Annotated in this window: 24 protein-coding genes; 15 read left to right on the top strand and 9 right to left on the bottom strand. The window is 65.0% G+C overall.

Translation table 11 applies throughout. The annotated features are described in order from the left end of the window. Positions 1–82 precede the first annotated feature (82 nt). The 11 genes from CH251_RS24040 to CH251_RS23990 all read left to right on the top strand — a co-directional run bounded on the left by CH251_RS24040 (position 83) and on the right by CH251_RS23990 (position 9,793). Positions 83–634 (top strand): YceI family protein, encoded by a 552-nt coding sequence (locus CH251_RS24040; protein ID WP_032396667.1) that lies wholly within the window; start codon positions 83–85, stop codon positions 632–634. A 170-nt stretch (positions 635–804) separates the two neighbouring features. Further along, positions 805–1,179 carry a DUF3054 domain-containing protein gene (locus tag CH251_RS24035; RefSeq protein WP_373454989.1) on the top strand — a complete coding sequence of 125 codons (375 nt, stop codon included), beginning with the start codon at positions 805–807 and terminating at the stop codon, positions 1,177–1,179. A gap of 150 nt (positions 1,180–1,329) precedes the next feature. Next, positions 1,330–2,646, top strand: coding sequence for a Na+/H+ antiporter NhaA (nhaA, locus tag CH251_RS24030; RefSeq protein ID WP_094615423.1), 1,317 nt, complete (start codon positions 1,330–1,332; stop codon positions 2,644–2,646). A 43-nt stretch (positions 2,647–2,689) separates the two neighbouring features. Next, positions 2,690–3,787 (top strand): serine hydrolase, encoded by a 1,098-nt coding sequence (locus tag CH251_RS24025; RefSeq protein ID WP_218828324.1) that lies wholly within the window; start codon positions 2,690–2,692, stop codon positions 3,785–3,787. Positions 3,788–3,902: 115 nt separating this feature from the next. Then, on the top strand, positions 3,903–5,087 hold the full coding sequence (locus CH251_RS24020) for an APC family permease (protein WP_218828325.1): 1,185 nt from the start codon (positions 3,903–3,905) through the stop codon (positions 5,085–5,087). A 31-nt stretch (positions 5,088–5,118) separates the two neighbouring features. Beyond that, positions 5,119–5,481: a helix-turn-helix transcriptional regulator gene (locus CH251_RS24015; protein ID WP_045197300.1), complete on the top strand. Its 363-nt coding sequence runs from the start codon at positions 5,119–5,121 to the stop codon at positions 5,479–5,481. Next, complete coding sequence (arsB, locus tag CH251_RS24010) at positions 5,478–6,566, top strand: ACR3 family arsenite efflux transporter (protein WP_094615420.1); 1,089 nt, start codon at positions 5,478–5,480, stop codon at positions 6,564–6,566. Before CH251_RS24015 ends, arsB begins: the two co-directional genes overlap by 4 nt. Continuing rightward, on the top strand, positions 6,566–6,988 hold the full coding sequence (locus tag CH251_RS24005; protein WP_094615419.1) for an arsenate reductase ArsC: 423 nt from the start codon (positions 6,566–6,568) through the stop codon (positions 6,986–6,988). Before arsB ends, CH251_RS24005 begins: the two co-directional genes overlap by 1 nt. Beyond that, positions 6,985–7,401: a low molecular weight phosphatase family protein gene (locus CH251_RS24000; RefSeq protein ID WP_094615418.1), complete on the top strand. Its 417-nt coding sequence runs from the start codon at positions 6,985–6,987 to the stop codon at positions 7,399–7,401. Before CH251_RS24005 ends, CH251_RS24000 begins: the two co-directional genes overlap by 4 nt. A gap of 5 nt (positions 7,402–7,406) precedes the next feature. After that, positions 7,407–8,462: an ArsO family NAD(P)H-dependent flavin-containing monooxygenase gene (locus tag CH251_RS23995; RefSeq protein ID WP_094615417.1), complete on the top strand. Its 1,056-nt coding sequence runs from the start codon at positions 7,407–7,409 to the stop codon at positions 8,460–8,462. After that, on the top strand, positions 8,459–9,793 hold the full coding sequence (locus CH251_RS23990) for an FAD-dependent oxidoreductase (RefSeq protein WP_094615416.1): 1,335 nt from the start codon (positions 8,459–8,461) through the stop codon (positions 9,791–9,793). Before CH251_RS23995 ends, CH251_RS23990 begins: the two co-directional genes overlap by 4 nt. A gap of 19 nt (positions 9,794–9,812) precedes the next feature. On the opposite strand, the gene CH251_RS23985 is transcribed toward CH251_RS23990, so the two are convergent. From CH251_RS23985 to CH251_RS23975, 3 genes are all read right to left on the bottom strand, one after another. Beyond that, the gene (locus CH251_RS23985) at positions 9,813–10,559 is read right to left on the bottom strand and encodes a sulfite exporter TauE/SafE family protein (RefSeq protein ID WP_094615415.1); all 747 of its coding nucleotides are present in this window, start codon (positions 10,557–10,559) and stop codon (positions 9,813–9,815) included. 44 nt (positions 10,560–10,603) lie between these two features. Then, positions 10,604–12,265, bottom strand: a complete 1,662-nt coding sequence (locus CH251_RS23980; RefSeq protein WP_179273462.1) for an NTF2-like N-terminal transpeptidase domain-containing protein — start codon at positions 12,263–12,265, stop codon at positions 10,604–10,606. A 95-nt stretch (positions 12,266–12,360) separates the two neighbouring features. Beyond that, positions 12,361–14,190, bottom strand: a complete 1,830-nt coding sequence (locus CH251_RS23975) for a penicillin-binding transpeptidase domain-containing protein (protein WP_094615414.1) — start codon at positions 14,188–14,190, stop codon at positions 12,361–12,363. A 91-nt stretch (positions 14,191–14,281) separates the two neighbouring features. On the opposite strand from CH251_RS23975, the gene CH251_RS23970 reads away from it, so the two are divergent. The 3 genes from CH251_RS23970 to CH251_RS23960 all read left to right on the top strand — a co-directional run bounded on the left by CH251_RS23970 (position 14,282) and on the right by CH251_RS23960 (position 17,453). After that, on the top strand, positions 14,282–14,827 hold the full coding sequence (locus CH251_RS23970; protein ID WP_094615413.1) for a hypothetical protein: 546 nt from the start codon (positions 14,282–14,284) through the stop codon (positions 14,825–14,827). A gap of 133 nt (positions 14,828–14,960) precedes the next feature. Beyond that, positions 14,961–16,571, top strand: a complete 1,611-nt coding sequence (locus CH251_RS23965; protein ID WP_094615412.1) for an ABC-F family ATP-binding cassette domain-containing protein — start codon at positions 14,961–14,963, stop codon at positions 16,569–16,571. A gap of 96 nt (positions 16,572–16,667) precedes the next feature. Further along, entirely contained in the window at positions 16,668–17,453 is a 786-nt protein-coding gene (locus CH251_RS23960; protein ID WP_094615411.1) for an alpha/beta fold hydrolase, read from the top strand. 178 nt (positions 17,454–17,631) lie between these two features. On the opposite strand, the gene CH251_RS23955 is transcribed toward CH251_RS23960, so the two are convergent. Next, positions 17,632–19,320, bottom strand: coding sequence for an AMP-binding protein (locus CH251_RS23955; RefSeq protein ID WP_094615410.1), 1,689 nt, complete (start codon positions 19,318–19,320; stop codon positions 17,632–17,634). A gap of 104 nt (positions 19,321–19,424) precedes the next feature. On the opposite strand from CH251_RS23955, the gene CH251_RS23950 reads away from it, so the two are divergent. Continuing rightward, positions 19,425–19,898 (top strand): DUF3995 domain-containing protein, encoded by a 474-nt coding sequence (locus CH251_RS23950; protein ID WP_094615409.1) that lies wholly within the window; start codon positions 19,425–19,427, stop codon positions 19,896–19,898. On the opposite strand, the gene CH251_RS23945 is transcribed toward CH251_RS23950, so the two are convergent. The 5 genes from CH251_RS23945 to CH251_RS23925 are packed head-to-tail and all read right to left on the bottom strand — an operon-like array spanning position 19,895 to position 25,218. Beyond that, complete coding sequence (locus CH251_RS23945) at positions 19,895–21,001, bottom strand: ABC transporter ATP-binding protein (RefSeq protein WP_094615408.1); 1,107 nt, start codon at positions 20,999–21,001, stop codon at positions 19,895–19,897. The two genes, CH251_RS23950 and CH251_RS23945, sit on opposite strands and share 4 nt — an antisense overlap. Positions 21,002–21,012: 11 nt before the next feature. Continuing rightward, entirely contained in the window at positions 21,013–21,897 is an 885-nt protein-coding gene (locus CH251_RS23940; RefSeq protein WP_094615407.1) for a carbohydrate ABC transporter permease, read from the bottom strand. Beyond that, the gene (locus tag CH251_RS23935; protein ID WP_037196012.1) at positions 21,897–22,847 is read right to left on the bottom strand and encodes a carbohydrate ABC transporter permease; all 951 of its coding nucleotides are present in this window, start codon (positions 22,845–22,847) and stop codon (positions 21,897–21,899) included. The genes CH251_RS23940 and CH251_RS23935 overlap by 1 nt, the downstream gene beginning before the upstream one ends. Next, positions 22,844–24,178: a sugar ABC transporter substrate-binding protein gene (locus CH251_RS23930; RefSeq protein ID WP_094615449.1), complete on the bottom strand. Its 1,335-nt coding sequence runs from the start codon at positions 24,176–24,178 to the stop codon at positions 22,844–22,846. The genes CH251_RS23935 and CH251_RS23930 overlap by 4 nt, the downstream gene beginning before the upstream one ends. Before the next feature lie 14 nt (positions 24,179–24,192). Then, on the bottom strand, positions 24,193–25,218 hold the full coding sequence (locus CH251_RS23925; RefSeq protein ID WP_094615406.1) for a sugar-binding transcriptional regulator: 1,026 nt from the start codon (positions 25,216–25,218) through the stop codon (positions 24,193–24,195). Positions 25,219–25,288 lie beyond the last annotated feature (70 nt).

Raw genomic sequence — 25,288 nt, 5'->3', positions numbered from 1 at the left:
CCTTCTGTTCACTCGGAATATATACGGACCCCGGTCCGCTTGTGTACTATCAGCATTGAAACTTCAACCCTTAGGAGTCCCCATGACCACCGCGATCGCACTTCCCGAGCTCACCGCAGGCACCTGGGTCATCGACCCGGCCCACTCCACCGTCGGATTCACCGTCCGCCACCTGGTGGTCAGCAAGGTCCGTGGCCGTTTCCAGACCTTCAGCGGCACCATCACCGTTGCCGAAGACGGCACGCCGTCCGTCGACGCCGAAATCGACGTCGCGTCCATCACCACCGACAACGAGCAGCGCGACGGCCACCTCAAGACCGCCGACTTCTTCGAGGTCGAGAAGTTCCCCACCGCGACGTTCAAGTCCACCTCGGTCAAGGCCGACGGCGGAGACTTCGTCGTCACCGGCGACTTCACCCTCCACGGCGTCACCAACTCCATCGATCTGAAGCTCGAGTTCAACGGCGTCAACGCCGGCATGGGCAACGGACCGGTCGCCGGCTTCGAGGCCAGCACCGTCATCAACCGCAAGGACTTCGGCATCAGCATCGACATGCCCCTCGAAGGCGGAGGCGCAGTCGTCGGCGACAAGATCACGCTGAACCTCGAAATCGAAGCCGGACTGCAGGCGTAAGTCCGCCTCGCTTCATCCCCCTTCCGGACCCCACCCCCTCGGATCAATGCGACTTCGTTGCAGTCCAAGCGACTGAAACTCACATTGATCCGGCCGGGGAGGACCACCGAACGGCCCGCACCGCATTTGTCGGTGCGGGCCGTTCGCTGTCGGTGTCTACAGTGGTGCGCGTGAAGTTTCGTTCCCCAGTAGTTGCTGCCGTCATCGACGTGCTCATGATCGTGCTGTTCGCCGCGATAGGTCGGCGCAGTCACGCCGAGGCCACCGCACTGTCCGGCCTGTTCCACACCGCCTGGCCGTTCGTCGTCGGTGCCGCCATCGGCTGGATCGTCGCGTTCGCTCTGTACCGCAACAAGTTCGACGCTTTCCTCATCGTCCCGACGGGCATCGTCGTGTGGGTGATGACGGTCGCGGTGGGCATGGTGCTGCGTGCACTGACCGGGCAGGGAACAGCCGGATCGTTCATCGTCGTAGCAACGCTGTCCACAGCAGTTCTGCTGCTGGGTTGGCGGGCGCTGGCGAAATTCGTGCCGAGCGTCCGCTGACTGATGAGTTCGTCGGGAACGGCCTCGGCGCGATAGGATGATCCACGGTGCGCCGGGAAGTCTGGTCGGCAACAACTCTGTGCTGCGTACCCACTGCCTGACATTCGGTCGGTTCGCAGCTCGACGAAGCTACCGAAAGGCGTTCTCACCGTGACAGATTCATCGACTCCACCCACACGATTGCCGCTGTTCTCACGCGGCTCGTGGTCCGAGGCCGACCGCGTCGCGCAGATCCTGCGCAAGGAGACCGTCGGCGGCGCACTGCTTCTCGTCGCCACCCTCGTCGCACTGATCTGGGCCAACTCACCCTGGTCCGCTGCCTACGACTCGTTGATGAGCACCCGCGTGGGACCCTCGGCTCTCCACCTCGATCTGACGCTCTCGACATGGGCCGCCGACGGGCTGCTGGCCATCTTCTTCTTCGTCGTCGGACTCGAGCTCAAGCGAGAATTCGTCGCGGGCGATCTGCGCGATCCGGCACGCGCCGCATTGCCGGTGGCCGCGGCCGTCGGCGGAATGGCAGTTCCAGCAGTCATTTTCGTACTGATCAACCTCGGCACCGGCGACGGGGCGCTGCTCGGCTGGGCCATCCCGACAGCAACCGACATCGCGTTCGCCGTCGCCGTTCTCGCCGTGATCAGCACCCACCTACCGACTGCGCTACGAACCTTCCTCCTGACTCTGGCCGTCGTCGACGACCTGCTGGCCGTCAGCGTCATCGCCATCTTCTACACCGACGACATCAACTTCATCGCGCTCGGCCTGACGCTGATTCCGCTCGCACTGTTCGCCGTTGCCGTGCAGATGCGTGTCCGGTCGTGGTGGATTCTCATTCCGCTGGCTGTGGTGACGTGGGTCCTGATGCACGAGTCGGGCGTCCACGCCACCGTCGCGGGTGTCCTCCTAGGCTTCGCCGTTCCGGTGATGCGCAGCAAGGCCAACGGCGGCCCGGAGGCAGGCCCCGGACTCGCCGAACACTTCGAGCACAAGATTCGGCCCATCTCGGCGGGCATCGCCGTGCCGCTGTTCGCCTTCTGTGCAGCAGGCGTGACCGTCGGCGGGTTCTCCGGCCTGGCCAGCGCACTGACCGATCCGATCGCCATCGGCATCATCGCCGGTCTCGTCATCGGTAAGGCCATCGGCATCTTCGGCACCACCTACCTCGTCTCCCGCTTCACCCGGGCGACGTTGGACGCCGGACTCAAGTGGCTCGACGTCCTCGGTGTCGCAATGCTTGCGGGTATCGGATTCACCGTGTCGCTGCTCATCGGCGACCTCGCGTTCGGCGAGGGAACTCAACGCGACGACCACGTGAAGGTGGGTGTGCTGACCGGTTCGATCATCGCCGCATCGTTGGCCGCAGTGATCCTGCGCAGCCGCAACAAGGCCTACCGGGACTTCCACATCGAAGAAACCCGCGACGACAACCACGACGGCATCCCCGACGTGTACCAGAACGAGAAGTAGCGACCGTTGGAATTCCGACCGCTCCGGTGACACGATGAGTTCCGTGAGCGGAACCGTGCGCGAACTGTTGACCCGGCACATCGAGGCCGGACTGATGCCGGGGGCAACAGCGCTTCTGGGTGGCCCTGATGCAGAACCCGTCGCAGTCGGGTCATCGGCGGTCGGCGGGCCACCGATGGCAGTCGACGCCATCGTCCGGATTCAGTCGATGACCAAGATCGTCACCAGCGTGGCCGCCCTGCGGCTCGTGGAGGCGGGCCGACTGACGCTGGACGACGACGTCGTGCCCTGGCTTCCCGAACTCGCCGGCCGCCCGGTGCTCACCCGCCCCGACGCTGCGCTCGACGACACCGTTCCGCGAGACGGACCGATCACGTTGCGGCACTTGCTCACCAACACCAGTGGGTACGGAATTCAGATGGGAGACACCCCGCTGGCCCGGGCCATGAGGGACAACGATACGGAAGCCGGCCCAGTGCCGTCTCCGCTCGGCGCGGACGAGTGGTTGGCACGCATGGCCGAACTTCCTCTGGCGTTCCAGCCCGGTACCGGGTGGCGCTACCACCACGGCTTCGCGATCCTCGGCATCCTCGTCTCTCGCATCGTCGGCCGGTCTCTGCAGGATCACCTCCGCGACGACCTGTTCGGACCGCTCGACATGCCCGACACCGGACTGTGGGTACCGACCGACCGGTGCCATCGCCTGACGGCTGCCTACCGGTTCGAGGACGGGTCGTTGATCGAGACCGAACCCACCGCAGGCGGGCCCTACGCGGGACCTCCCCCTGTCGACGTCAGTCACGGCGAGTTGGTGTCGACGGTGACCGATTTTCACCGCTTCCTTCGCGCGATCGCGACGTCGGTGTCGACCGAGCACCTGAAAGTGATGACGCAAGACCAGGTACCCGCGTCGATCAAGACCGACGACAGTTTCTACCCGGGCTTCTGGCCGGGAACGGGGTGGGGCTTCGGCGTTTCGGTCGTCACCGAAGGTGACCATCTCGGTCGGTACGGCTGGTCCGGCGGGCAGGGTACCGACTTCTTCGTCGACCCGGACGGGACAATCGGCATCTTGCTGACGCAGACCGAATTGTGCGAGGCCACCTTCGCGCTCCTGTCGGAGTTTCAGGAACTGCGCTGAGTCGAGCAGCAGCACCTACAGTTGCCGCCGTGAACGAGAACTGGTTTCGGGCGTGACACAGCCGCTGGCCCGTCGACTCGGTCTTCTCGACGCCATCGTCATCGGGATCGGGTCGATGGTCGGAGCCGGGGTGTTCGCCTCGTTCGCCCCCGCATCGGCCGTCGCGGGAGCGGGCGTTCTCATCGGTCTCGCCATCGCTGCGGTCGTGGCGTTCTGCAACGCAACGTCCTCGGCCCAGCTGGCCGCCCAGTATCCGACGTCGGGCGGTACGTACGTCTACGGGCGCGAGCGCCTCGGCGCGTGGCCGGGTTTTCTGGCCGGGTGGACGTTCGTCATCGGCAAGACCGCGAGTTCGGCGGCCATGGCGTTGGTGTTCGCGGCCTATGTCGCGCCTGCCGTTTACACCGAACTCGTTGCGATACTTGCCATTACAGCGCTCACCGCGGTCAACTACTTCGGCATCACCCGTACGGCGGCACTGACGAAAGTCCTGGTCGCAGCAGTACTCGCCGTCCTTGTCGTCGGGGTCGTTCTCGGCCTCACCGGATCGTCCGATCCCGCCGTCGGCGGACTCGGCTCGTTCACCGGGAACGGGTGGTACGGCATTCTGCAGTCGGCGGGGTTGCTGTTCTTCGCTTTCGCGGGCTACGCGCGCATCGCCACGCTCGGTGAGGAAGTCACACGGCCGGAACGGACCATTCCGCGTGCCATCGTGTCCGCCCTCGGTATCGCGCTCGTGGTCTATGCGGTGGTCGCGTTGACACTGCTGTCGGTTCTCGGCCCCGAACTCCTGGCCTCGTCGTCTGCCCCATTGGTCGATCTCGTCGTGGCATCGGGACATTCGTGGGCATCGCCGGTGATGCGAGTCGGTGCCGGCCTGGCTGCGCTGGGGGCGTTGCTCGCGCTGATCGCGGGTATCGGCCGCACCTCGCTGGCGATGGCCCGCCAGAACGACCTGCCGTCGTACCTGGCCGCGGTTCACCCCCGCTACTCGGTGCCGCATCGCGCCGAGGTCACCCTGGCTGTGATCGTCGGAGTACTGGTCCTGGTGGTGGATCTGCGTGACGCCATCGGCTTCTCGTCGTTCGGGGTGTTGCTGTACTACCTGGTGGCCAACGTCAGCGCGTACACCCAGGATCCCATGCATCGCCGATACCCACGCGCCCTGCCAGTGATCGGCAGCGTCGGGTGTGTGGTGCTGATCGCCACGTTGCCGGTGTCGTCCATCGTCGTCGGAACCGTCGTCGTCGTACTCGGCGTCGCGTACCGCCTTCTTCGGGTCCGGCAACTGTTCACTTGACGCCTGATTCGGTAGACGTCAATATAGACGAATGTCGAATCAAGACCTGCCCGTCGACGGCGAGTGCTGCTCGCCGCTGATCCGTGAGCCCCTCACCGTGGACTGGGCCGGAGATCTCGCCCGCATGTTCAAGGCACTGGGAGATCCCGTCCGACTGCGACTGCTCAGCCTCGTCGCCAGCCATGCAGGCGGCGAAGCATGTGTCTGCGACATCTCCCCCGCATTCGACCTCTCCCAACCCACCATCTCCCACCACCTCAAGGTCTTGCGCGAAGCCGGGCTGCTCGACTGCGAACGGCGCGGAACCTGGGTGTACTACTCGGTGATTCCCGCTGCCCTGCAGCAACTTTCCGCAGTGCTGAACGCTGCAGAGTCCACGGAGGTCATGGCATGAGTACGAAAACCGATACTGCAGTAGTCGGCAAGCTCTCCACCCTCGACCGGTTCCTGCCCGTGTGGATCGGCGTGGCCATGGTCGTGGGCCTGCTCCTGGGACGCATGATTCCCGGCATGGACGACGCGCTGTCCACCATCTCCATCGACGGCGTCTCGCTCCCCATCGCCATCGGACTGCTCGTCATGATGTACCCGGTACTGGCCAAGGTTCGCTACGACCGCCTCGATACCGTCACCGGAGACAAGCGCCTGCTGATCGGTTCGTTGGTGCTCAACTGGGTCCTCGGTCCGGCCCTGATGTTCGCTCTCGCATGGCTTTTCCTGCCGGACCTCCCCGAATACCGAACCGGCCTGATCATCGTCGGCCTGGCTCGATGCATCGCGATGGTCATCATCTGGAACGACCTCGCTTGCGGTGACCGGGAAGCCGCCGCGGTTCTGGTCGCGATCAACTCGGTGTTCCAGGTGTTCATGTTCGCGATCCTCGGATGGTTCTACCTCTCGGTTCTGCCGGGATGGCTCGGACTCGACCAGACCACCATCGAGGCCTCGCCGTGGCAGATCGCCAAGTCGGTTCTCATCTTCCTCGGTATCCCTCTGATAGCCGGATTCGCGTCTCGCTTCTTCGGCGAGCGCGCCAAGGGCCGCGAATGGTACGAGGAGAAGTTCATCCCCGGGATCGCCCCGTGGGCGCTCTACGGTCTGCTGTTCACCATCGTCATTCTCTTTGCGCTGCAGGGTGATCAGATCACCTCACAGCCGTTCGACGTAGTGCGCATCGCGCTGCCACTACTGGTGTACTTCGCGGTGATGTGGGGCGGCGGCTACGCCCTGGGTGCCGCGATGGGTCTGGGCTACGAACGCACGACCACCCTCGCGTTCACCGCAGCTGGCAACAACTTCGAGCTGGCGATCGCCGTCGCCATCGCGACGTACGGCGCGACATCCGGGCAAGCACTCGCCGGAGTTGTCGGACCACTCATCGAGGTGCCGGTGCTGGTCGGCCTCGTCTACGTCTCGCTCGCATTGCGTAAGCGCTTCTCCCCCAGCATTTCCACGACCACATCACCGAAGGATTTCTGATGTCCGCTACCCCCAGCGTGCTGTTCGTCTGTGTCCACAACGCCGGCCGATCTCAGATGGCCGCCGGATTCCTGACTCATCTCGCCGGCGACACCGTCGAGGTGCGTTCTGCCGGTAGCGCTCCCGCGGACACCATCAACTCCGCAGCAGTCGAGGCCATGGCCGAAGTCGGCATCGACATCTCGTCGCAATCACCGAAGATTCTGACCCCGGAGGCCGTCGAGACATCCGACGTCGTGATCACCATGGGCTGCGGTGACGCGTGCCCGGTGTTCCCCGGAGTGAGCTACCGCGACTGGGCACTGGCCGACCCGGCAGGCAAAGGCGTCGACGCAGTCCGTCCGATTCGGGACGAGATCAGGAGCCGAATCGAAGACCTGATCGCCGAACTGGTTCCGGCGAAGCAGAGTTCGGCGTCATGACGACACCCAGTGTGCTCTTCGTCTGCGTCAAGAACGGCGGCAAGTCTCAGATGGCCGCCGGTCTGATGCGCAAGGCCGTCGGCGACTCGGTGGAGGTGCACTCGGCGGGAACGAAGCCGAGCGGAACGGTCAATGCACTCTCGGCCGAGGCCCTCCTCGAAGTCGGCGTCGACCTGTCCGGTGAACAGCCGAAGCCGATCGATCCGATAATGTTGTCTCGCATCGACTTCGTAATCACCCTCGGGAGCGAGGCGAAGGTCGATCCCATCGACGGTCCGACCTTCGAGAACTGGAACACCGATGAGCCGTCCCAGCGCGGCATCGACGGAATCGAACGGATGCGTCTGGTGCGCGACGACATCGCCGCTCGTGTCGAGGAACTGGCGTCCCGATTGCGCGGCACCGACGGTTGACTCGAATGACTTCGGAGGTGGTGGTGATCGGCGGCGGCCAGGCAGGACTGGCCGCCGGTTACTACCTGCGACGAGCCGGGCTGGATTTCGTCATCCTCGACGACCAGACGCATGCGGGAGGCTCCTGGCAGGACTACTGGCCGTCGCTGCACCTGTTCTCGCCGGCCGAGTACTCACGCCTGCCCGGCTGGCCGATGCCGCCGTGGCACAGCGGCTTTCCTCCGGCATCGCACGTCGTGGATTACCTGCGGGCATACGAGAAGAAGTACGAGTTGCCGGTGCGCAGGCCCGTCGAGGTGAAGTCGGTGCATCGTACGACCGACGGCTATCGAGTCGATACCGACGGTGACTCCTGCTGCGCCACAACGATCGTCAATGCCACCGGGACGTGGTCGCGACCGTTCTGGCCCAGCTACCCCGGTATGCGTGAGTTCTCCGGCTCGCAACTGCACGCTGCCGACTACCGTGCGCCCGATTCCTTCGAAGGCACGCGCGTGGGCATCGTCGGTGGCGGGAACTCGGCTGCGCAGATTCTGGCCGAGATCTCCACTGTCGCCGACACCGTATGGTTCACCAACCGCGAGCCCAGGTTTCTCCCCGACGATGTGGACGGCCGAGTGCTGTTCGATGTCGCCAGCGATCGGGCTCGCGCTCTTGCCGAGGGCGCAGCGGATTCCGGCGGGGTCGCCGGTCTGGGAGACATCGTGATGGTCCCGCCGGTGCGAGAGGCCCACGATCGTGGAGTTCTGCATGCCAGGCCGATGTTCACCGCGCTCACCTCCGACGGTGTCACCGACGGGCACACGACAGAGCGGCTGGATGCAATCGTCTGGTGCACCGGTTTTCGCCCTGCTCTGCATCACCTGCGGCCACTGCACCTGCACGCCGATGGGTCGGGAATCGTGTTGGACGGCAATCATGTTCGAGACGAACCGAACCTGATTTTTCTCGGCTACGGCGACTGGACCGGCCCGGCGTCGGCAACGCTCATCGGTGTCGGCCGCACAGCGCGTGCAGCCGTGGACACTGTCATTCGAAGAGGAAAGGTAGATCAGTCATGAACACATACCCTGTAGTAGTGGTCGGCGCAGGGCCCATCGGTCTCGCCGCCGCGGCGCATCTGACCGAAACCGGTTCCGAGGTAGTCGTTCTCGAACGCGGACCGTCTGCCGGATCGGCAGTGTCCGAGTGGAATCACGTTCGACTGTTCTCCCCGTGGTCCGAGGTCGTCGACCCCGCGGCCGCCCGGCTGCTCGAACCCACCGGCTGGACCGCGCCGGACGGTGACACCTACGCCACCGGACGCGAATGGGTGGAGCAGTACCTCGCGCCCCTGGCCGCCGTTCTCGGCGATGCCGTCCGGGTCGACTCCGAGGTTGTCGGCGTCGCCCGCCGCGGACGTGACCGCGTGGTCGACGCCGGCCGCGACACCGAACCGCTGTCGGTGCACGTCCGCCACTCCGACGGCAGCGAGGAACGCATCCTCGCTCGCGCGGTCGTCGACGCGTCCGGCACCTGGGGATCACCGAATCCGCTGGGCAGCGAGGGACTTCCGGCCATCGGTGAGAAGGCCGCCGCAGACCGGATCGACTACCGGGTCCCCGACCTGACCGACCCGGCGACTCGATCCGCATTCGCAGGCAAGCACATCGTCATCGCCGGCAGCGGACACTCCGCGCTGACCGCGATCATCACCTTCGCCGAACTCGCCGCGGACGAGCCCGGTACGACACTCACCTGGGCCGTACGTCGAGGCGTCACCGCAGAGGTCTTCGGCGGCGGGGACGCGGACGAACTCGCCGCTCGCGGCGCTCTCGGTCAGCGCGCCAAGAAGGCGGTCGACGACGGATTCCTCACCGTCGCCTCGGGCTTCCGAACCGAAACCGTTGCAGTGGAGGGCGATCGGATTGCGCTGATCGGCGACACCGGCGCCCGCATCGAGAACGTCGATCGCGTCGTCGCGCTCACCGGGTTCCGCCCGGACCTGTCGTGGCTGTCCGAGGTGCGCCTCGACCTCGACCCCACCCTGCAGGCACCGAAGTTCGTCGCGGAATTGGTGGACCCCAACATGCACTCGTGTGGATCGGTGTCCCCGCACGGCGTCGAGGAACTCACCCAGCCCGAACCGGGCCTGTACCTGGTGGGCATGAAGAGCTACGGCCGTGCACCGACATTCCTGGCGATGACCGGATACGAGCAGGTTCGCAGCATCGCGGCCGAACTCGCAGGGGACCACGAGGGCGCACGAAAGGTCGAGCTGACGCTGCCCGACACCGGCGTCTGCGGTGGCGCAGGCCTGTTCGACGAGCCCGACGCCCCGTCGACCGGCGGTTGCTGCGGTGCCCCTGCGGCACCGGAGCTGCTCACCCTCGGATCACCGGCGGGACACTGACCGACCACTGACCTGACTGTCAGCCGAAGGCCTGGTAGCCCAGCCAACCGGCGAGACCGAGACCCAGAATCCCGACGCCGATGCGCAGGATGATCGGCGAGATCACCTTGACCGTCGGGGGTCCACACGCGCCGCCGACGAAACACCCGATCGCCAGCGCGAGCGCAGCCCACCAGTTCACCTGGCCGGAGAACGAAAAGATGATCGCCGCGATCAGGTTCGCGATGCCGAGGAAGAAGCTCTTCAGAACGCTTGCGCGCCAAAAGGTATCCGACGTACAGATCAATGCCAGCGCGAGGAAGATGACCCCGGCCCCGGCACCGAAGTAGCCGCCGTAGATCGCGACGGCGAACAGTGCCAGGGGATAGAGCGTCGGGAACTGCTTGTCTCCGGACAATTTTCGGATACTCGGCTGCAGCAGCAGCGCGATGGCCGCCATTGCCACCAGGAACGGTACGACCACCTCGAACGAACCGTCCGGCGTATTGAGCAACAGAATCGCACCCGTGGTACCACCGAGCGCAGAGTAGATCGCGTAGCGAACCAGCTGCTTACCGTCCTTGGCCAGCTCGGCCGAGGAACTCGCCGTCGCCCCGACACCGGCCGCGACCAACGCGACCGTGTTCGTCACGTTCGCCGACACCGCAGGCAAACCCACAGCAAGCAGAGCAGGGTAGGACACCAGGGACGCGAGCCCGGTGACGAACCCGATGAGCCCGGCGAAGAACCCGGCCACCACCAGAAGTCCGAAATCGAGCACAGTCACCGAACAAAACTACCGCGCCTAATTATCTGGCCTGAACCTCAGGCTCATTCGACGGGGTTCGCCATCTCCTGCAGCAACCGGCTCGTCATGCGCACTGCCTGATCTCCGCCGTCCGCGTCCTCGATGTACACCGCGAACGCGACGTCACCACTGGTGGCGAGTACGAAGCGATCGTCGCCACTTTCCCCGGCGAATCCCTGCACACCGTCGAAGGTATCGAGACCACTACTGCTCGACGAGTCGGCGAGTATGCCGCGCAACCGGTTTGCCGCATCCGACCCGATTGCCTCGGACTCACGATTCGCGACAGCGGTCTGCCCGGCGACGATCGTCGGAGTCGGAGCGCTGCCCCGAGAGATCGCGGCCGCCATCTGCGCGAGTCCGAACGGAGTCACCGTCGCCTCGGCACCGGAGGCGGTGGACACGGTCCTGATGCCGTCGATCGCGCTGCGACTGTCGGCGGGAGTTCCTGTGTACGCGTCGAGTCCGGGCATCGAGTAGTTGATACCGAGACCGAGCCTCGCAGCTGCGTCTTCGGCGCTGTCGTCGCCCCGATCGGACTGCACGGCCCGGACGAGCTCCGACGCGGTGCCGGCCGGGTAGGAGCCCCCGAACACCACGTCGCCCTGCTCGTTCGCGTAACTGTTCTGTGCCGCAGCGAGAATCGCGCCGGTCGAGGTGGACAGGGCGACGATCGACGCCGACGACCCTGCCATGACAACCGCGTTCTCGGCTGCGAGTTGAACGCGCGGGTCGAGTGTCGCATGCAGGTCCGGCCCGCCGGGCCCCTGGAAGCCGACACGACGTTCGCCGGTTCCGTCGACGGTGTAGGTGTCGACCGCCCAGCCTGCGGTGGCGTCGCGTCCTTCCTGCCATGCACTTCGCAACGAGTCGAGCACGGGTGAGGTGATTCGGCGGTCGTCGACGATCAGCTTGGGTTGCGGAGAAACCACCACTCCCGGCACGGCGCGCAGGTCGTCTTCGAGGACGGCGAAATCGTCGTCGCGCAGGGTCACGGCGGTGATCGGTGCACCGCCGGCCGAATTCAGTTCGGCCAGCATCGATTCGGAGGTGATGAGCGGGGCGACGACGTCGATGACGTCCGCGAGTTGCGAGGTGGACGCCGCCGGATCGCTCATCTGAGCCGGGTCGAGGGAGATGGCGTTGATGGTGCGCTCGCTCATCAGCACGTTGTTCGCGGCGTCGAAGATCAGCGGCGGGGCGGCGTCGGTCCGGGTGTAGCGCACCGACCCACCCGAGGTGAGGTCGGGGACGAGGGTGGCCGGATCCCAGGCGATGCGCCAGCCGACGCTGAGCTTCTTGGTCGAGCCCTGAGCGCTGTACTTCCAGTCCTTGCCCTCACCGAAGTTCCAGGCGGACGCGAGGGTGAAGAATCCACTCTCGTCGGAGAGGTCCATGTACTGGGTCAGGTCGAAGTCACCGGTGGACGTGCCACCGGCCGACAAGCCGTCGAACATCTGGTTCAGCGCGGCCGTCGCGGCGTTCGGGTAGGTCGTCATCGCGGCGGCGGCAGCCACGTCTCGGTTGTCCAGGGCATCGACGAACTTCGAGACCAGCACCTCGGCCTCGCTCGGCGGGCGATCGACCATCCAGAACACTGCCGAGACCGTCAACGTCGCCGATGCTGCAACAGCGACGAGGTAGCGACCGCGGACCTTGCGCGGGCCACGACGGGCACGACTCATAGAACTCATGAGTCACAATATTCACTGTAGTCACACGAGTAACAAGCACGGGATTCATACGAGCCGGTCACGATTGAGACTCGGCCGTAGCGGATTCACCGCAGAAAACGACCTGCAGCCTCGACGGCCGGCGTCGAACTGCCCGCGTCGTTCACGAACACCGCGAACGCGAGATCGCCGGAGATTCCGACGAACCAACCGTGGGCGCCTTCGTTGTTGGCACCGAACTCCGCGGTGCCCGTCTTGCCGAGCAACCCGGGGATGTCGTTGAGCGCCGTCGCAGTGCCGCCGGTGATCGTCTCGCGCATCATGGTCTTGATCTGCTCGGTGACCTGCGGATTCACCGCTGCCGGCTGCATGTTTCCCACTCCTGGCTCTCCGACGACGACCGTCGGCGGCAGCAATCCGTTGTTCGCGATCGACGACGCGACCAGCGCCATTCCGAACGGCGATGCGGTCACCTGCCCCTGACCGATGGCGGACTCGACCCGCTGCGCCGGGGTGTCGGCCGACGGGACCGAGCCGGTGACGGTCGTCAGACCGGGGGTGACGTAGTCGACGCCGAGGCCGTACTGCGCGGCCGCGTCGGTCAGTCCGTTCGGCGGGAGTGCCACACCGAGGCGGCCCATCGTCGTGTTGCAGGACTTGGCGAAGGCGGTGTGCAGCGGCACGTCACCGAGATCGAAGTTGTCGTCGTTCGGGATCTGCCTGCCCTCGATGTTCTCCGTCGCCGGGCACGGCAGCACGGTATCGGGGGTCACGGCACCGGACTGCAGCGCGGCCGAGGTGGTCACCGTCTTGAACGTCGAACCCGGCGGGTACAGACCGGTGAGCGCGATCGGGCCCTCGGCATCGGCGGCGGCATTCTGCGCCACTGCCAGAACTGCCCCCGTCGACGGCCGAAGCGCAACGATGGCCGCCTGCTGCGGCAGCGACGCGAGGGCGTTCTCGGCTTTGAGCTGCAGTGCCGAATCCAGGGTGGTCGCAATGTCGTCTCCGGTTGCGGCATCGCGTCCGGCGAGCGGGGTGACGGTGCCATCGGCGGCAACGGCCTGCACAGCCCATCCACGATTGGCCGCCTGCTCCTGCTCCCACAGCGTCGTGAGGTCGTCGAGGACCGGCGACACGAGGTTGCGGTCGGTGGCGAGCAACCGCGTCTGCGGGGCCAGGGTGACTCCGGGAACGGTCGCGAGCTGAGCACCGATGGGGTCGATGTCCGCCTGACGAAGCAACACGACGGTTGCCGGATTACCCTGCGCTGCAGCGACAGTCGATGTGACGTACTCGGCGGTGATACCCGGGACGACGGATCCGACGAGGTTCGCCACAGCCACGGGATCGGCCGTCGCATCGACGTTGACGAGGGTGACCACCTGCTGCGACATGAGCTCGACGCCGTTGCCGTCGAAGATTCGCGGCGCGACGAGCGCGTCGGTCGGAGTGAAACGCACCGACGAGTCGGCCGTCAGGCCCGGCACCAACATCGCTGGATCCCAGGTGATCTTCCAGCCCTGCTCGGTTTCCGCCGCTGTCGCAGTGGTCGTGTAGTTCCATTCCTTCGGCTCGCCGTCGGGTTCGGCGGTGCCGTCGGTGGTGGTCGAGAAGCGCCAGCCGGCATTCAGCGTGAACGTGCCTGCATCCTCGTTGGCGTCGGCGGCCTCGAAATCGGGAGTGGCCGTCACCGTTCCGCCGGCCGAAAGCCCGTCGTACAGCTCGGTGAGCGCCGCCGTCGCACCGGCCGGATCGGTGGTCAACGCGGCTGCCTGGTCGATGTTCGCGCTGTTGACTGCGGCGGCGAACTGCTCGGCGACAGTCTGCGGCTGATCGGGCCCGCCCTGACCGCAGGCGGCGAGCACCAATGCCAGTACGGACACGATCGCGGCCAGAGTCGTCGGTCTTCTCGAAGTGCGCACGGGGTCGATCATGCCCCAGTGCGTACGCGAAACACTGGTGGCGCGATGTCGAGAGTAGGTGTAATTGTGTAATCAGTCTTACAACGCAACCACAGGAGCCCCCATGAAACCCAACGGACGCTCGTTCGGTCGCCCCGGCGGCTGGCAGCACGCAGACGTTCCCGACGCCACCGACGCCGCCGACTGGTTCGGTGGCCGACTCCCGGACACGTGGTTCGACGGTGCCGCCTCGGTCGAGGTCGACCGAGAGGAGATCGTCGTCGTCGGAACATTGCCTGCAGAGCCGGACAGTTCACCCGCAGCCAACGAGGGCCGCATCGCACGGTTCCGAGAAACGACCCGCGGCGACCGCATGCAGATCGCCGCCGAGGCCGAGAAGCGATACGGACGCAAGGTCGCCTGGGGAGTGCGAACCGGATCCGAGGTGGTCCTGTTCACCCACCTCGCAGTACCGGTCATGACCCGCCTGCGTCAGCCCGAGCGTCGCGTCCTGGACACCCTCGTCGACGCCGGCGTCGCGCGCTCCCGGGCCGACGCTCTGGCCTGGGCGGTCAAGCTGGTCGGGGAACACACCCAGGAGTGGTTGGACGAACTGCGCGGCGCGATGGAGACGGTCGACGAGCTACGCAAGAAGGGCCCGTCGGTGTAAATCGCTTGCGTGCTCGCCCGGTTCGGGGCTAGCGTGGCCTTCGCCCTGCTGCCCACAGATTCGGAGAGGCCATTGCTCTTCCAAAGGTTCTAGACGCCTGCAGATCCATCGCACGCACACCTTGGGAGCAACCATGCCTCATTCGTCATCACTGTCCGTCTCGGGCCTGACATTCGCCTGGCCCGACGGAGACCCGGTGTTCGACGCCCTGTCGGCCATATTCCCCAGCGGCACAACGGGTCTCATCGGTTCCAATGGTGCGGGGAAGTCGACCCTGCTGAGATTGCTCGCCGGAGAATTGACACCGCAGCGGGGTTCCATCTCGATGCCGGGCGTCTTGGGGTACCTGCGCCAGGACTTCACACTGGACCCCGCTCTCCCCGTGGATCGGGTGCTGGCCATCGATTCGGTGAGAAAAGCGCTGCACCGCATCGAATCCGGTTCCGCCGACGAGGAAGACTTCGCAACCGTCGGGTCGGCGTGGGACGTCGAGGAGCGTGCTCTGGCATTGCTGGACAAGCTCGGCCTCGGCGGCATCGTCGGCTCCCTCGACGACCTCGATCGCCGAGTCGGCACCCTGTCGGGCGGCGAGGCCATGCTGCTCGCGCTCACTGCGGAGTTACTGGCCGAGCCTGATGTGCTGCTGCTGGACGAACCGACCAACAACCTCGATCACGTTGCGCGAGAACGCTTGTACACGGCGGTCGACGGCTATGCAGGCGTGCTGATCGTGTGTACTCACGATCTCGAGCTGCTCGAACGCGTCGACTCCATCGCCGAGGTGCGGGCAGAGCGCAGCGGAGCCTCGCGGCTGCGCATGTTCGGCGGCAACTATCGGCACTATCGCTCGGTCGTCGATGCCGAACAGGAGGCGGCACGGGCCACGGTGCGCGATGCCAAGAACGACGTCCGCAAGCAGGAACGCGAATTGATCGACACCCGAATCAAACTCGATCGGCGTCAGCGCTTCGGCAAGAAGATGGAAGAGCAGAAGCGCGTGCCTCCGATCCTTGCAGGCCGACGCAAGCGGGCGGCCCAGGAATCGGCAGGTAAACTCCGCGGAACCCACACCGATCGCGTCGACGATGCCCGGTCGTCGCTCTCGGCCGCCGAGGACCTCGTGCGCGACGACCGCGAGATACGCGTCGACCTCCCGGCAACGAAAGTACATCCGGGACAGATTGTTCTGACCCACGAGGAGGTCACTGTCGTCGGTCCCGAACGCATCGCCCTGATCGGACCGAACGGCAGCGGCAAGACCACCCTGTTGCGGGCTCTGGACGCCACCGGGGCAGAGGTGCCGTGGAAGTACCTACCGCAGCGACTCGACGTCTTCGACGAATCCCGCACCGTCGCCGAGAACGTATCCGACGTCGCCCCACAGGCCACCGCCGAACAGATCCGAGGCCAACTCGCCCGCTTCCTGTTCCGCGGATCCGACGCCGACGCCGTCGTCGCCACCCTCTCCGGAGGAGAGCGACTGCGGGCTGCACTGGCGCGAATCCTGCTGGCAGAACCTGCCCCGAAACTACTGATGCTCGACGAGCCGACCAACAACCTCGACATCACCAGCCGACAGCACCTCATCGACGCACTCGAGAAATTCGAGGGTGCGCTGATCATCGCCAGCCACGATCGACCGTTCCTCGACGCCATCGCCCCCACCCGCACCATCGACCTCACCCCGACCGCCGAGCCCGCCGAGTCCGCCCAAGAAGCGTCCGCCCGTGGGGAGTCAATGTGACATCTAGTGCACTTTTCGGGGGTCAATGTCACGTTGAGTGACCTTTTGGGGGGGTCAATGTCACGTTGAGTGGACTCGAGGGGCAAGAATCGCGGGGTGGAGTACGCCTCGAATGCAGACGATGGGACACGGATCGCGTACACGGTGGTGGGGTCCGGGCCGCCATTGTTGATGGTGCACGGCAGTTTTCTGACACACACGATCTGGCGGACGTTCGGCTATGTGAAGGCGCTGCGCGGCAGTCGGCAGTTGATTCTGATCGACAGTCGCGGGCACGGCCGCAGCGAGAAGCCGCATACTCCCGACGCGTATGCGATGAGCACCATCGTCGGCGATCTGACGGCAGTGCTCGACGCAGTGGGTGTCGACACCGTCGACTATCTGGGGTACTCGTTCGGGGCCAGGGCGGGCTTGGCGTTGACCGCGGCGAAGCCCGAGCGAGTGCGATCACTGGCCGTCGGCGGCGGTAGTCACGGCGCTCAGGCCGGCGCGTTCGATCGCCTGTTCTTTCCCGGGTGCGCGGATGTGTTGGAGCAGCGCGGCATGGACGGCTTTCTCGAGGTGTGGAGCAGCCACCGCATGTTCCCCATCGATCCCGGTACGCGAGCGGTGTTCTCCGCCAACGACGCTCAGGCCATGGCCGCGTACATCCGAGCCAATGATGCCGATCCCGGACTACCGGACGAGACGTTGCAGCAGTTCACCCAGCCGTCGCTGTTCTACGTCGGCTCTCAGGACGGCACCAGGCTCGACGACACCAGAGCTGCCGCAGCGTTGGTACCGAACTCCGAATTGCATGTCATCCGCGGATTCGACCACGCGACGACGATGGCCGCATCCGAAGAGGTCCTCGGCGCTCTCGCACAGTTCTGGGACCACTGACCTGGGTGTCCACTATTCGCCTCGAGAATCGGGATCCCGCCTCCCACCGCAAATAGTGGACAGTCACATCACCTACGGCAAGCGAAACCCTGCGCGCCCGCACCAACTGACCTGAGTGTCCACTATTCACCTCGAGAATCGGGATCCCGTCTCCGCAGGCAACTTGTGGACAGTCACATCACCTCTTCAGCGCAGGAAACTGGTCGTCCCGCCACTCGGTCTCGAGCGGACCCACGGCCGCATCCTCACGAGCACGCAATTCCACTCGACGGATCTTGCCGGAGATCGTTTTCGGTAGCTCGAAGAACTCGATACGGCGTACACGCAGGAACGGTGCCAGGTGCTCTCGGGCGTACTTGAGAATCTCGAATGCCGTGTCCTCGTTGGGTTCCCAGCCCGACGCCAATGCCACGTATGCCTTGGGTACGGCCAGCCGCGTCTCGTCGGGGGCGGGCACCACTGCTGCCTCGGCAACGGCGGGGTGTTCGATCAGTACGCTTTCGAGCTCGAACGGGGAGATCTTGTAATCGGAGGCCTTGAACACGTCGTCGGTGCGGCCGACATAGGTGATGTAGCCCTCGGAGTCCCGTGATGCGACGTCGCCGGTGTGGTAGTAGCCGTCGGCCATGACGGTGGCGTTGCGCTCGGGATCGCCGAGGTAGCCGGTCATCAGGTTGAACGGATTCTGGGCGAGGTCGAGGCAGATCTCGCCCTCGTCGGCGAGTTCGCCGGTGGTGGGGTCGACGATCACCACCGGCACGCCCGGCAACGGCCTCCCCATGGAGCCGGACTTGAGTACCGCACCGGGCGTGTTGGCCACCAGTGCAGTGGTTTCGGTCTGCCCGAACCCGTCGCGGATACTGAGGCCCCACTCCTGCTGGACCCGCGAGATCACCTCGGGGTTGAGCGGTTCCCCGGCTCCGATGGCCTCGCGCAGCGATCCACCGCCGCCGGCGAGGTCCGCTTGAATCAGCATGCGCCACACGGTCGGTGGTGCGCAGAACGTCGTCACCTCGGCCCGTCGGATCTGCTCGAGCAGTGCTTTCGCGTCGAATTTGCCGTAGTTGTAGATGAAGATCGTCGCCTCGGCGATCCATGGGGCGAAGAAGCAACTCCATGCGTGCTTGGCCCACCCCGGGGAGCTGATGTTCAGGTGCACGTCGCCGGGACGCAGCCCGAGGAAGTACATGGTGCTCAGATGCCCTACGGGATAGGAGATCTGAGTGTGCTCGACGAGCTTGGGCTTGCTGGTGGTGCCGGAGGTGAAGTACATCAGCAGTCGGTCGGTGGGAGCGGTCACCGACTCGAACGGTACAGCCTCGACGTCACGGGCCCCGGAATAGTCGACCCAACCGTCACAGGCGGAGGTGGCGATACGCAGGTAGTCACCGGGGACGTCGTCGAATTTGCCGGTGTCCGAGGGGTTCACGATCACGGCGCGCGCATTGCCGCGTACCACGCGATCGGTCAGGTCGGCGGATCCGATGGCCGTGGTGGTCGGCATCAACACCGCGCCCAGCTTCATCACCGCGAGCATCGCTTCCCACAGCTCCACCTGATTGCCGAGCATCAGGATCACCGAGTCGCCGCGGCCGATTCCCTGTTGCTCGAGCCACCGGGCGACCTGGTCGGAGCGACGAGCGACATCGTCGAAGCTGTACTTTGCCTCGCTGCCGTCCTCCTCGACTATCCACAGCGCGGTGCCGTCGTTGCCTCGCGCGATCGCATCGAACCAATCGATCGCCCAATTGAACGTCTCACCGAACGACGGCCATTCGAAAGTTGCTACTGCGCGGTCGTACTCGCCGTAGGCGTCGAGTAGTAGATCGCGTGCGTCCCTGAATGCCGTGTATGCCGATTCGGCCATGCTTCCTCCTGCGCCTGTGATGCCCGTCACCGCCACGGTAGGTGAGATGAACAATTGCTCGCTACCCCTGAACGGGGGTAGCAACTCGGCTAGCCTCGACCACCGTGGCCATCGGATACTTCGCGATCGCATGTGCACTGGGGATAGTCCACGCAGCATCTTCCGGCTATTGGGCCGCAGGTGGACGGTGGATGCTCGATACCGTCGGCTCCTTCGCCACGGAGTGGGTCGACAGCGAACCGGAGACAGCGCGAACGGCCCTGCTTGTACTTACGCTGGTCAAGCTCGCAGCGGCAATTCTTCCGGCCCTCGCGTACATGAACCGGCCACGCCTGGCAGCACAGAACCGGACCCGGCTGCCGTCGTTGATTCTCGGCATATCCTGGCCCGGCTCGGTGCTGCTGATCCTCTGGGGCGGAGCGTCGTTCGTCGGCGCGGCGATCGGCTTGATCGCCTCGGACGAAAATCGAAACGTCAAGTACGGGCACCTGTTCTTCGACGGCATCTTCCTGCTCTGGGGTACCGCGCTTCTGACGGCACTGATCCTCGCCCGAAAGACCCCGTACCAGCCGCGTTAGATGCGCTCCCCCGTCTCGGGGTGGAAGAGGTGGATCGCACCGTCGAGACGCGTCAGGCCGATGCTCTCGCCGATCTTCGCCGGAGCACGCACCGCCGAACGCGCGACCAACGACACCGGTCCCCCGTCGAGTCCCTTGACCTTCGGGTCGTCGAGGTGTGCGTAGACGTAGGACTCGCTGCCCAGCTCCTCGATGAGATCGACCTTGCCCTCGAAGCCCTCGCCGCCTCCGTGGACGATGCCGAGGTTCTCGGGCCGCATTCCGATGGTGACCTCGTCGATACCCAGGCTCGCGAGCTTGGTCAGTTCGTCGCGCTCGAGCGGGAGCAGGAACTTACCGATCTGCACGCCGCCCGAGCCGATCGGTACCGTCATCAGGTTCATTGCCGGGGAGCCGATGAATCCTGCGACGAACGCGTTGACGGGGTTGTCGTACAGGTCTGTGGGAGAGGCGAACTGCTGCAGTTTTCCGCCGCGCAGGACGGCGACGCGATCGCCCATCGTCATGGCCTCGACCTGATCGTGGGTGACGTACACCGTCGTGGTGCCGAGCCTGCGCTGCAACGCGGCGATCTGCGTACGTGTCTGCACCCGCAGCTTGGCGTCGAGGTTGGACAGCGGCTCGTCCATGCAGAACACCTGTGGCTCACGAACGATGGCGCGGCCCATGGCAACTCGCTGACGCTGGCCACCCGAGAGCTTGCCGGGCTTGCGATCGAGGTACTCGGTGAGATCGAGCAGACGGGCCGCTTCCGCGACGCGTGCCTGACGCTTCTCGAGGCTCACTCCGCGCATCTTGAGCGCGAAGCCCATGTTCTCCCCGACGGTCTTGTTGGGGTAGAGCGCGTAGTTCTGGAAGACCATGGCGATGTCGCGGTCCTTGGACGGAACGCCCACCATGTTCTTGCCGCCGATTTCGATTGCACCACCGTCGATCTCCTCGAGACCGGCGAGCATCCGCAGGGCAGTGGACTTGCCGGAGCCGGACGGTCCGACCAGGACGACGAACTCGCCATCCTTGATGTCGAGGTCGAGGGAATCGACGGCGAGCGAATCGGCACCTTCGTAGACGCAGGATGCCTTCTTGTACGTGATTGCAGCCATGAGACTTTCTCCTATTTGATGGCGCCGAAGGACAGGCCGCGCACGAGCTTGTTCTGCGCGAACCATCCGGCAAGGACGACGGGGAGTGCTGCGAACGTCGCAGCGGCGGACAGCTGGGCCCAGTACAGGCCCTGGCCGGTGATGAATCCGACGAGGTACACCGGAATCGTCTGAGCCTGAACGGCAGTGAGGTTGACGGCGAAGAAGAACTCGTTCCACGAGAAGATCACGCAGATCAACGACGTCGCCGCGATGCCGGGAGACACGAGCGGCAGGATCACCTCGCGTACCGAGGTCCACAGCGATGCACCGTCCATGCTGGCGGCCTCGAGCAGCTCCGACGGCACCTCCATGAAGAACGAGCGCATCATCCACACGGCGATCGGAAGGTTCATCGCGGTGTAGAGAATCACCAACGCCCAGATGTTGTCGAGCATGCCGATGTCACCGACGATGACGTACAGCGGAACGATGACGGCCACGACGGGCAGCATCTTGGTGGAGATGAAGAAGAACAGCACGTCCTGGGTCTTCTTCACCGGCCGCAGTGACAGTGCAAACGCCGCCGGAACACCCAGCAGCAGAACGAGAATCGTCGAGACGATCGTCGCGAACGCCGAGTTCAGCAGGGTGGTCCCGATGCCGCTCTCGAGGACCCCTCGGTACTGATCGAGGGTTGGGGTGAAGATCAGCTTCGGCGGGTTGGAGTAGGCGTCGGCCTCCTGCTTGAAGCCGGTGATGACCATCCAGAGCACCGGGAAGAAGAAGGCGATGCCTGCCACCCAGGCGACGAACGACCAGACCGTACCCGGGCCCCACTTGCTCTTCTTGCGAATGTCCTGGCCGTCGGAGGTCTGCGGGACGGCCTTCTTCTTGCTCGTGGTTGCCGTGCTCATCACGCCGCCTCCTCGTTTGCGCTGAAGCTCTTGAAGATCAATCTCAGCGCCAGGGTGCTGAGGACGATGGTCGCCACCACGGTGACGACACCCATGGCCGCGGCCTGACCGATGTCGAAGCCGAGGAAGGCACGTTGGTAGATGTAGAACGGCAGGTTCGCCGACGCGACTCCCGGTCCACCGGAGGTCATCATGTACACGGCGTCGAAAGTGTTGACGAGGTAGATCGCACCGAGGACGGTGCCCAGTTCGATGAACCGGCGCAGGTGCGGCAACGTCAACTCACGGAAGAGTTTGAACGGGCCTGCCCCGTCGACGCGTGCGGCCTCGGCGATGTCCTTGGGCATCGACTGCAATCCGGCGAGGATCAGCAGCATCATGAACGGCGTCCACTGCCACACCAGGTTCGTCATGACCGCGGCCAGTGGGAACCGCGAGACCCAGTCGATCTCACCGACCCCGAACGGGCTCAGCGCGAAGTTGATCAGACCGAAGACGGGATCGAACATCGTCGTCTTCCAGATCAGCGCACCGGCGACCGGCGTGACGAGGAACGGGGTGATCAACAGGGTACGAATGAGGCTGCGTCCGATGAACTTTCGATCGAGCAGCAGAGCGAGGGCCAGACCGAGGACCACCGAAATGATCACCGTTCCGACGATCATGATCACGGTGTTCATCGCGACCTCGCGGAACTGACTGTCGCGGAAGACGTCGATGTAGTTGTTCAGGCCGTTGAACTCACGCGAACCCGGACGAACGAGGTTCCAGGACTGCGTCGAGTAGTACAGCGTGAACAGGAACGGAATCTGGGTGACGATGATGGCGAACACCAACGCCGGCAACAGCGGTCCGCGTCGACGCCACCCCTCGGCCTTGGAGATCGTTCTCGGTCTCGGTACGAACTTCTCCGGTTCGGCCGGAGCCGTCCGTTCTTCGGTGGTGGTCATCCCTGGTCCTCCTGATACGTCTTGCCGACCACTTCGGCGTACTGCTGCGCTTGGTCGAGCGCGTCGTCGACGCTGATCTGTCCGGCGATCGCGGCACTGATCTGTTGGCTGACCCGGGTACCGAGGTCCTGGAACTCCGGAATGGTCAGGAACTGGACTCCGGTGTACGGAACCGGATCCACGGTGGGGTCGTTCGGGTCGGCACTGTCGATGGAGTCGAGGGTCAGCTGACCGTAGGCGGCCGACGCCTCCGCGTACTCGGGAATCTCGTAGGTCGAGAGACGACTTCCGGGAGGCACACGCTCCCAACCGAGTTCGTTTCCGACCTTGTTCAGGTACTCCTTGCTGGTCATCCACGAGACGAACTTCCACGCGTCGTCGGGGGCCTCGCTGGTCTTGGGGATGCCCAGTGCCCAGGAGTACAGCCAGCCGTTGTCGCCCTTGGCCGCCGACGGGGCCTTGGCGTAACCGATCTGCCCGACGACGTTGCTCGACGACGGATCCTCCAGCACCGAGACGGCCGAGGTCGCGTCGTACCACATTGCGGTGTTGCCCTGCGAGAGTTGCGTTCCGCACTCGCTGAAGCCACTGGTGGCCGCGCCGGCCTGACCGTGCTCACGCACGGTGTCGACGTAGAACTGCACGGCTTCGCGTACCTCGGGACTGTTCAACTGAGCGTTCCAGTTCTCGTCGTACCAGCGGCCGCCGAATGCGTTGATGACGGTGTTGAGCGGCGCGAGCACCTCACCCCAACCGGGCTTGCCGCGCAGGCAGATTCCGGAGAGACCGGGGCTGTCCAGTGCCGCGGCGGCATCGGCCACCTGCTGCCACGTCGGCTCCTCCGGCATCGTGATGCCTGCGGCCTCCATCAGATCCTTGCGGTACATCAGGAACGACGACTCGCCGTAGAACGGCACCGAGTACATGCTGCCCTCGTACGACAGCGACTCCTTCAACGTCGGAATGAAGTCGTCCTCGTCGTACCCCGGCGTGGCGTCCGCATACTCGGAAAGGTTGGTCAACCAACCGTTCTCGGCCCACTGCGGAGTCTCGAAGTTGCTGATCATCACCACGTCGAACTCGCCGCCGCCGGTCGCGACCGAGGCCGTGATCTTGGCACGGGCCTCGTTCTCCGACAGCGACACGAACTTCAGGTTGATGCCAGGGTTCTCCGCCTCGAACTCGGGAGCCAGCGAGATGGCATCGGACATCTGCGAATTCGAGACGATCGCGACGGTGATCGTCGTCCCGTCACCGTCACCACCGAACGAGCCGGCACCGGCACATCCGGACACCACCAAGGTCGTCGCGAGCGAGGTCGCGACAACCACTTTCGGTAGAACTTTCACTGAGATACCTTTCCATTCGACGCTGTTGTGGATCGATCGACGAGCCAACGCGCACTTTCGATGTCGGTGACCAGGATCGACGCCAGACCACCGCGCAGTGCACCGAGCAGCGCTTCGTGTTTTCGTTTTCCACCGGTGACGAGCACGGCCCGATCGCAGGCCCTGATGGCGTCGAGTCCCACCGACACGGTTCGGCCTGGGAGCGATCCTCCGGTGTCCTTGCCGTCGGCGTCGTAGAACCGGCCGCCGATCTCACCGACCGCACCGAGTCGGCGGAGTTCGTCGAGCACCTCGAGGTCGATGAAGCTGCCCTCGAACAACGTGGTGGACGTGGAAACGGGACCGATGCCGTACATCATCACATCGGCATCGGTCCCGGCCTTGAGGGCGCGCGAGATCACGGAATCCTGCTCCAACGCAACAACTGTCGCCTGATCGGCATACAGCGGCGCGTTGAGCCTGATGGGTGTCGCCTGCAGGTACGCCGCGCACCGTCCGAGCGTGTACTCGACGCCGGTCTGGTAGTCGGCCGAGGTGATGGAACCGTCGAGTTGCACCACCGCGGCACATTTGGTGGATCGAGTCTTGAGAGAGCTCGCAACCGACACCGTCTCGGGTCCCCAGGTGAAGCCGAGAACATCCCGATCCTGGAGCCGACGGGAGAGCAGCGTTGCCGCCGCCCGACCGAGAGATCCGTAGCCGGCGTCCGTGCCGTCGATGACGTCCGAGACGACGAGCACCTCGGTCAACCCGAACTGCGCCTCGAGTTCGCGCTCGAGGTCGGCATGGACGGTGCCCTGAAGATCGTCGGGAACATTGATCTCGATCGTCACCAGACCCTGGGTGCGGGCCCGAGCGACGAGACGGCCGGCCGTCGGGCGCGAGACGCCGAGCTTCACGGCGATCTCGGCCTGAGTCGCGCCTTCGAGGTGGTACATGGTTGCGGCGCGCAGAGCCAGGCGCAGATCCTCACCGGACCGCGCAGGCTTTGCTCCCCCGGTGCCGGACGTCGATCCGTCCATGTCGACCCTCCCTGAGTAGTGAGCAAATGCTCAACTCGTGTTCATCTGCTCACTAAGCTAACATTAAGGT

It is taken from the genome of Rhodococcus sp. 06-462-5 (assembly GCF_002258315.1).
Classification (GTDB): Bacteria; Actinomycetota; Actinomycetes; order Mycobacteriales; family Mycobacteriaceae; genus Rhodococcoides.
This window is presented reverse-complemented; position numbering and strand designations above follow the sequence as displayed.

Excerpts from the sequence above, each read along its gene's own strand:
- CH251_RS24005 (WP_094615419.1), top strand. The coding sequence starts at position 6,566 with ATGTCCGCTACCCCCAGCGTGCTGTTCGTCTGTGTCCACAACGCCGGC.
- CH251_RS23980 (WP_179273462.1), bottom strand. The coding sequence starts at position 12,265 with ATGAGTCGTGCCCGTCGTGGCCCGCGCAAGGTCCGCGGTCGCTACCTC.
- CH251_RS23955 (WP_094615410.1), bottom strand. The coding sequence starts at position 19,320 with ATGGCCGAATCGGCATACACGGCATTCAGGGACGCACGCGATCTACTA.
- CH251_RS24000 (WP_094615418.1), top strand. The coding sequence starts at position 6,985 with ATGACGACACCCAGTGTGCTCTTCGTCTGCGTCAAGAACGGCGGCAAG.
- CH251_RS23970 (WP_094615413.1), top strand. The coding sequence starts at position 14,282 with ATGAAACCCAACGGACGCTCGTTCGGTCGCCCCGGCGGCTGGCAGCAC.
- arsB (WP_094615420.1), top strand. The coding sequence starts at position 5,478 with ATGAGTACGAAAACCGATACTGCAGTAGTCGGCAAGCTCTCCACCCTC.
- CH251_RS24040 (WP_032396667.1), top strand. The coding sequence starts at position 83 with ATGACCACCGCGATCGCACTTCCCGAGCTCACCGCAGGCACCTGGGTC.
- CH251_RS23995 (WP_094615417.1), top strand. The coding sequence starts at position 7,407 with ATGACTTCGGAGGTGGTGGTGATCGGCGGCGGCCAGGCAGGACTGGCC.
- CH251_RS23965 (WP_094615412.1), top strand. The coding sequence starts at position 14,961 with ATGCCTCATTCGTCATCACTGTCCGTCTCGGGCCTGACATTCGCCTGG.
- CH251_RS23975 (WP_094615414.1), bottom strand. The coding sequence starts at position 14,190 with ATGATCGACCCCGTGCGCACTTCGAGAAGACCGACGACTCTGGCCGCG.
- CH251_RS23990 (WP_094615416.1), top strand. The coding sequence starts at position 8,459 with ATGAACACATACCCTGTAGTAGTGGTCGGCGCAGGGCCCATCGGTCTC.
- CH251_RS23925 (WP_094615406.1), bottom strand. The coding sequence starts at position 25,218 with ATGGACGGATCGACGTCCGGCACCGGGGGAGCAAAGCCTGCGCGGTCC.
- CH251_RS24020 (WP_218828325.1), top strand. The coding sequence starts at position 3,903 with ATGGTCGGAGCCGGGGTGTTCGCCTCGTTCGCCCCCGCATCGGCCGTC.
- CH251_RS24015 (WP_045197300.1), top strand. The coding sequence starts at position 5,119 with ATGTCGAATCAAGACCTGCCCGTCGACGGCGAGTGCTGCTCGCCGCTG.
- CH251_RS23940 (WP_094615407.1), bottom strand. The coding sequence starts at position 21,897 with ATGAGCACGGCAACCACGAGCAAGAAGAAGGCCGTCCCGCAGACCTCC.
- CH251_RS23935 (WP_037196012.1), bottom strand. The coding sequence starts at position 22,847 with ATGACCACCACCGAAGAACGGACGGCTCCGGCCGAACCGGAGAAGTTC.
- CH251_RS23945 (WP_094615408.1), bottom strand. The coding sequence starts at position 21,001 with ATGGCTGCAATCACGTACAAGAAGGCATCCTGCGTCTACGAAGGTGCC.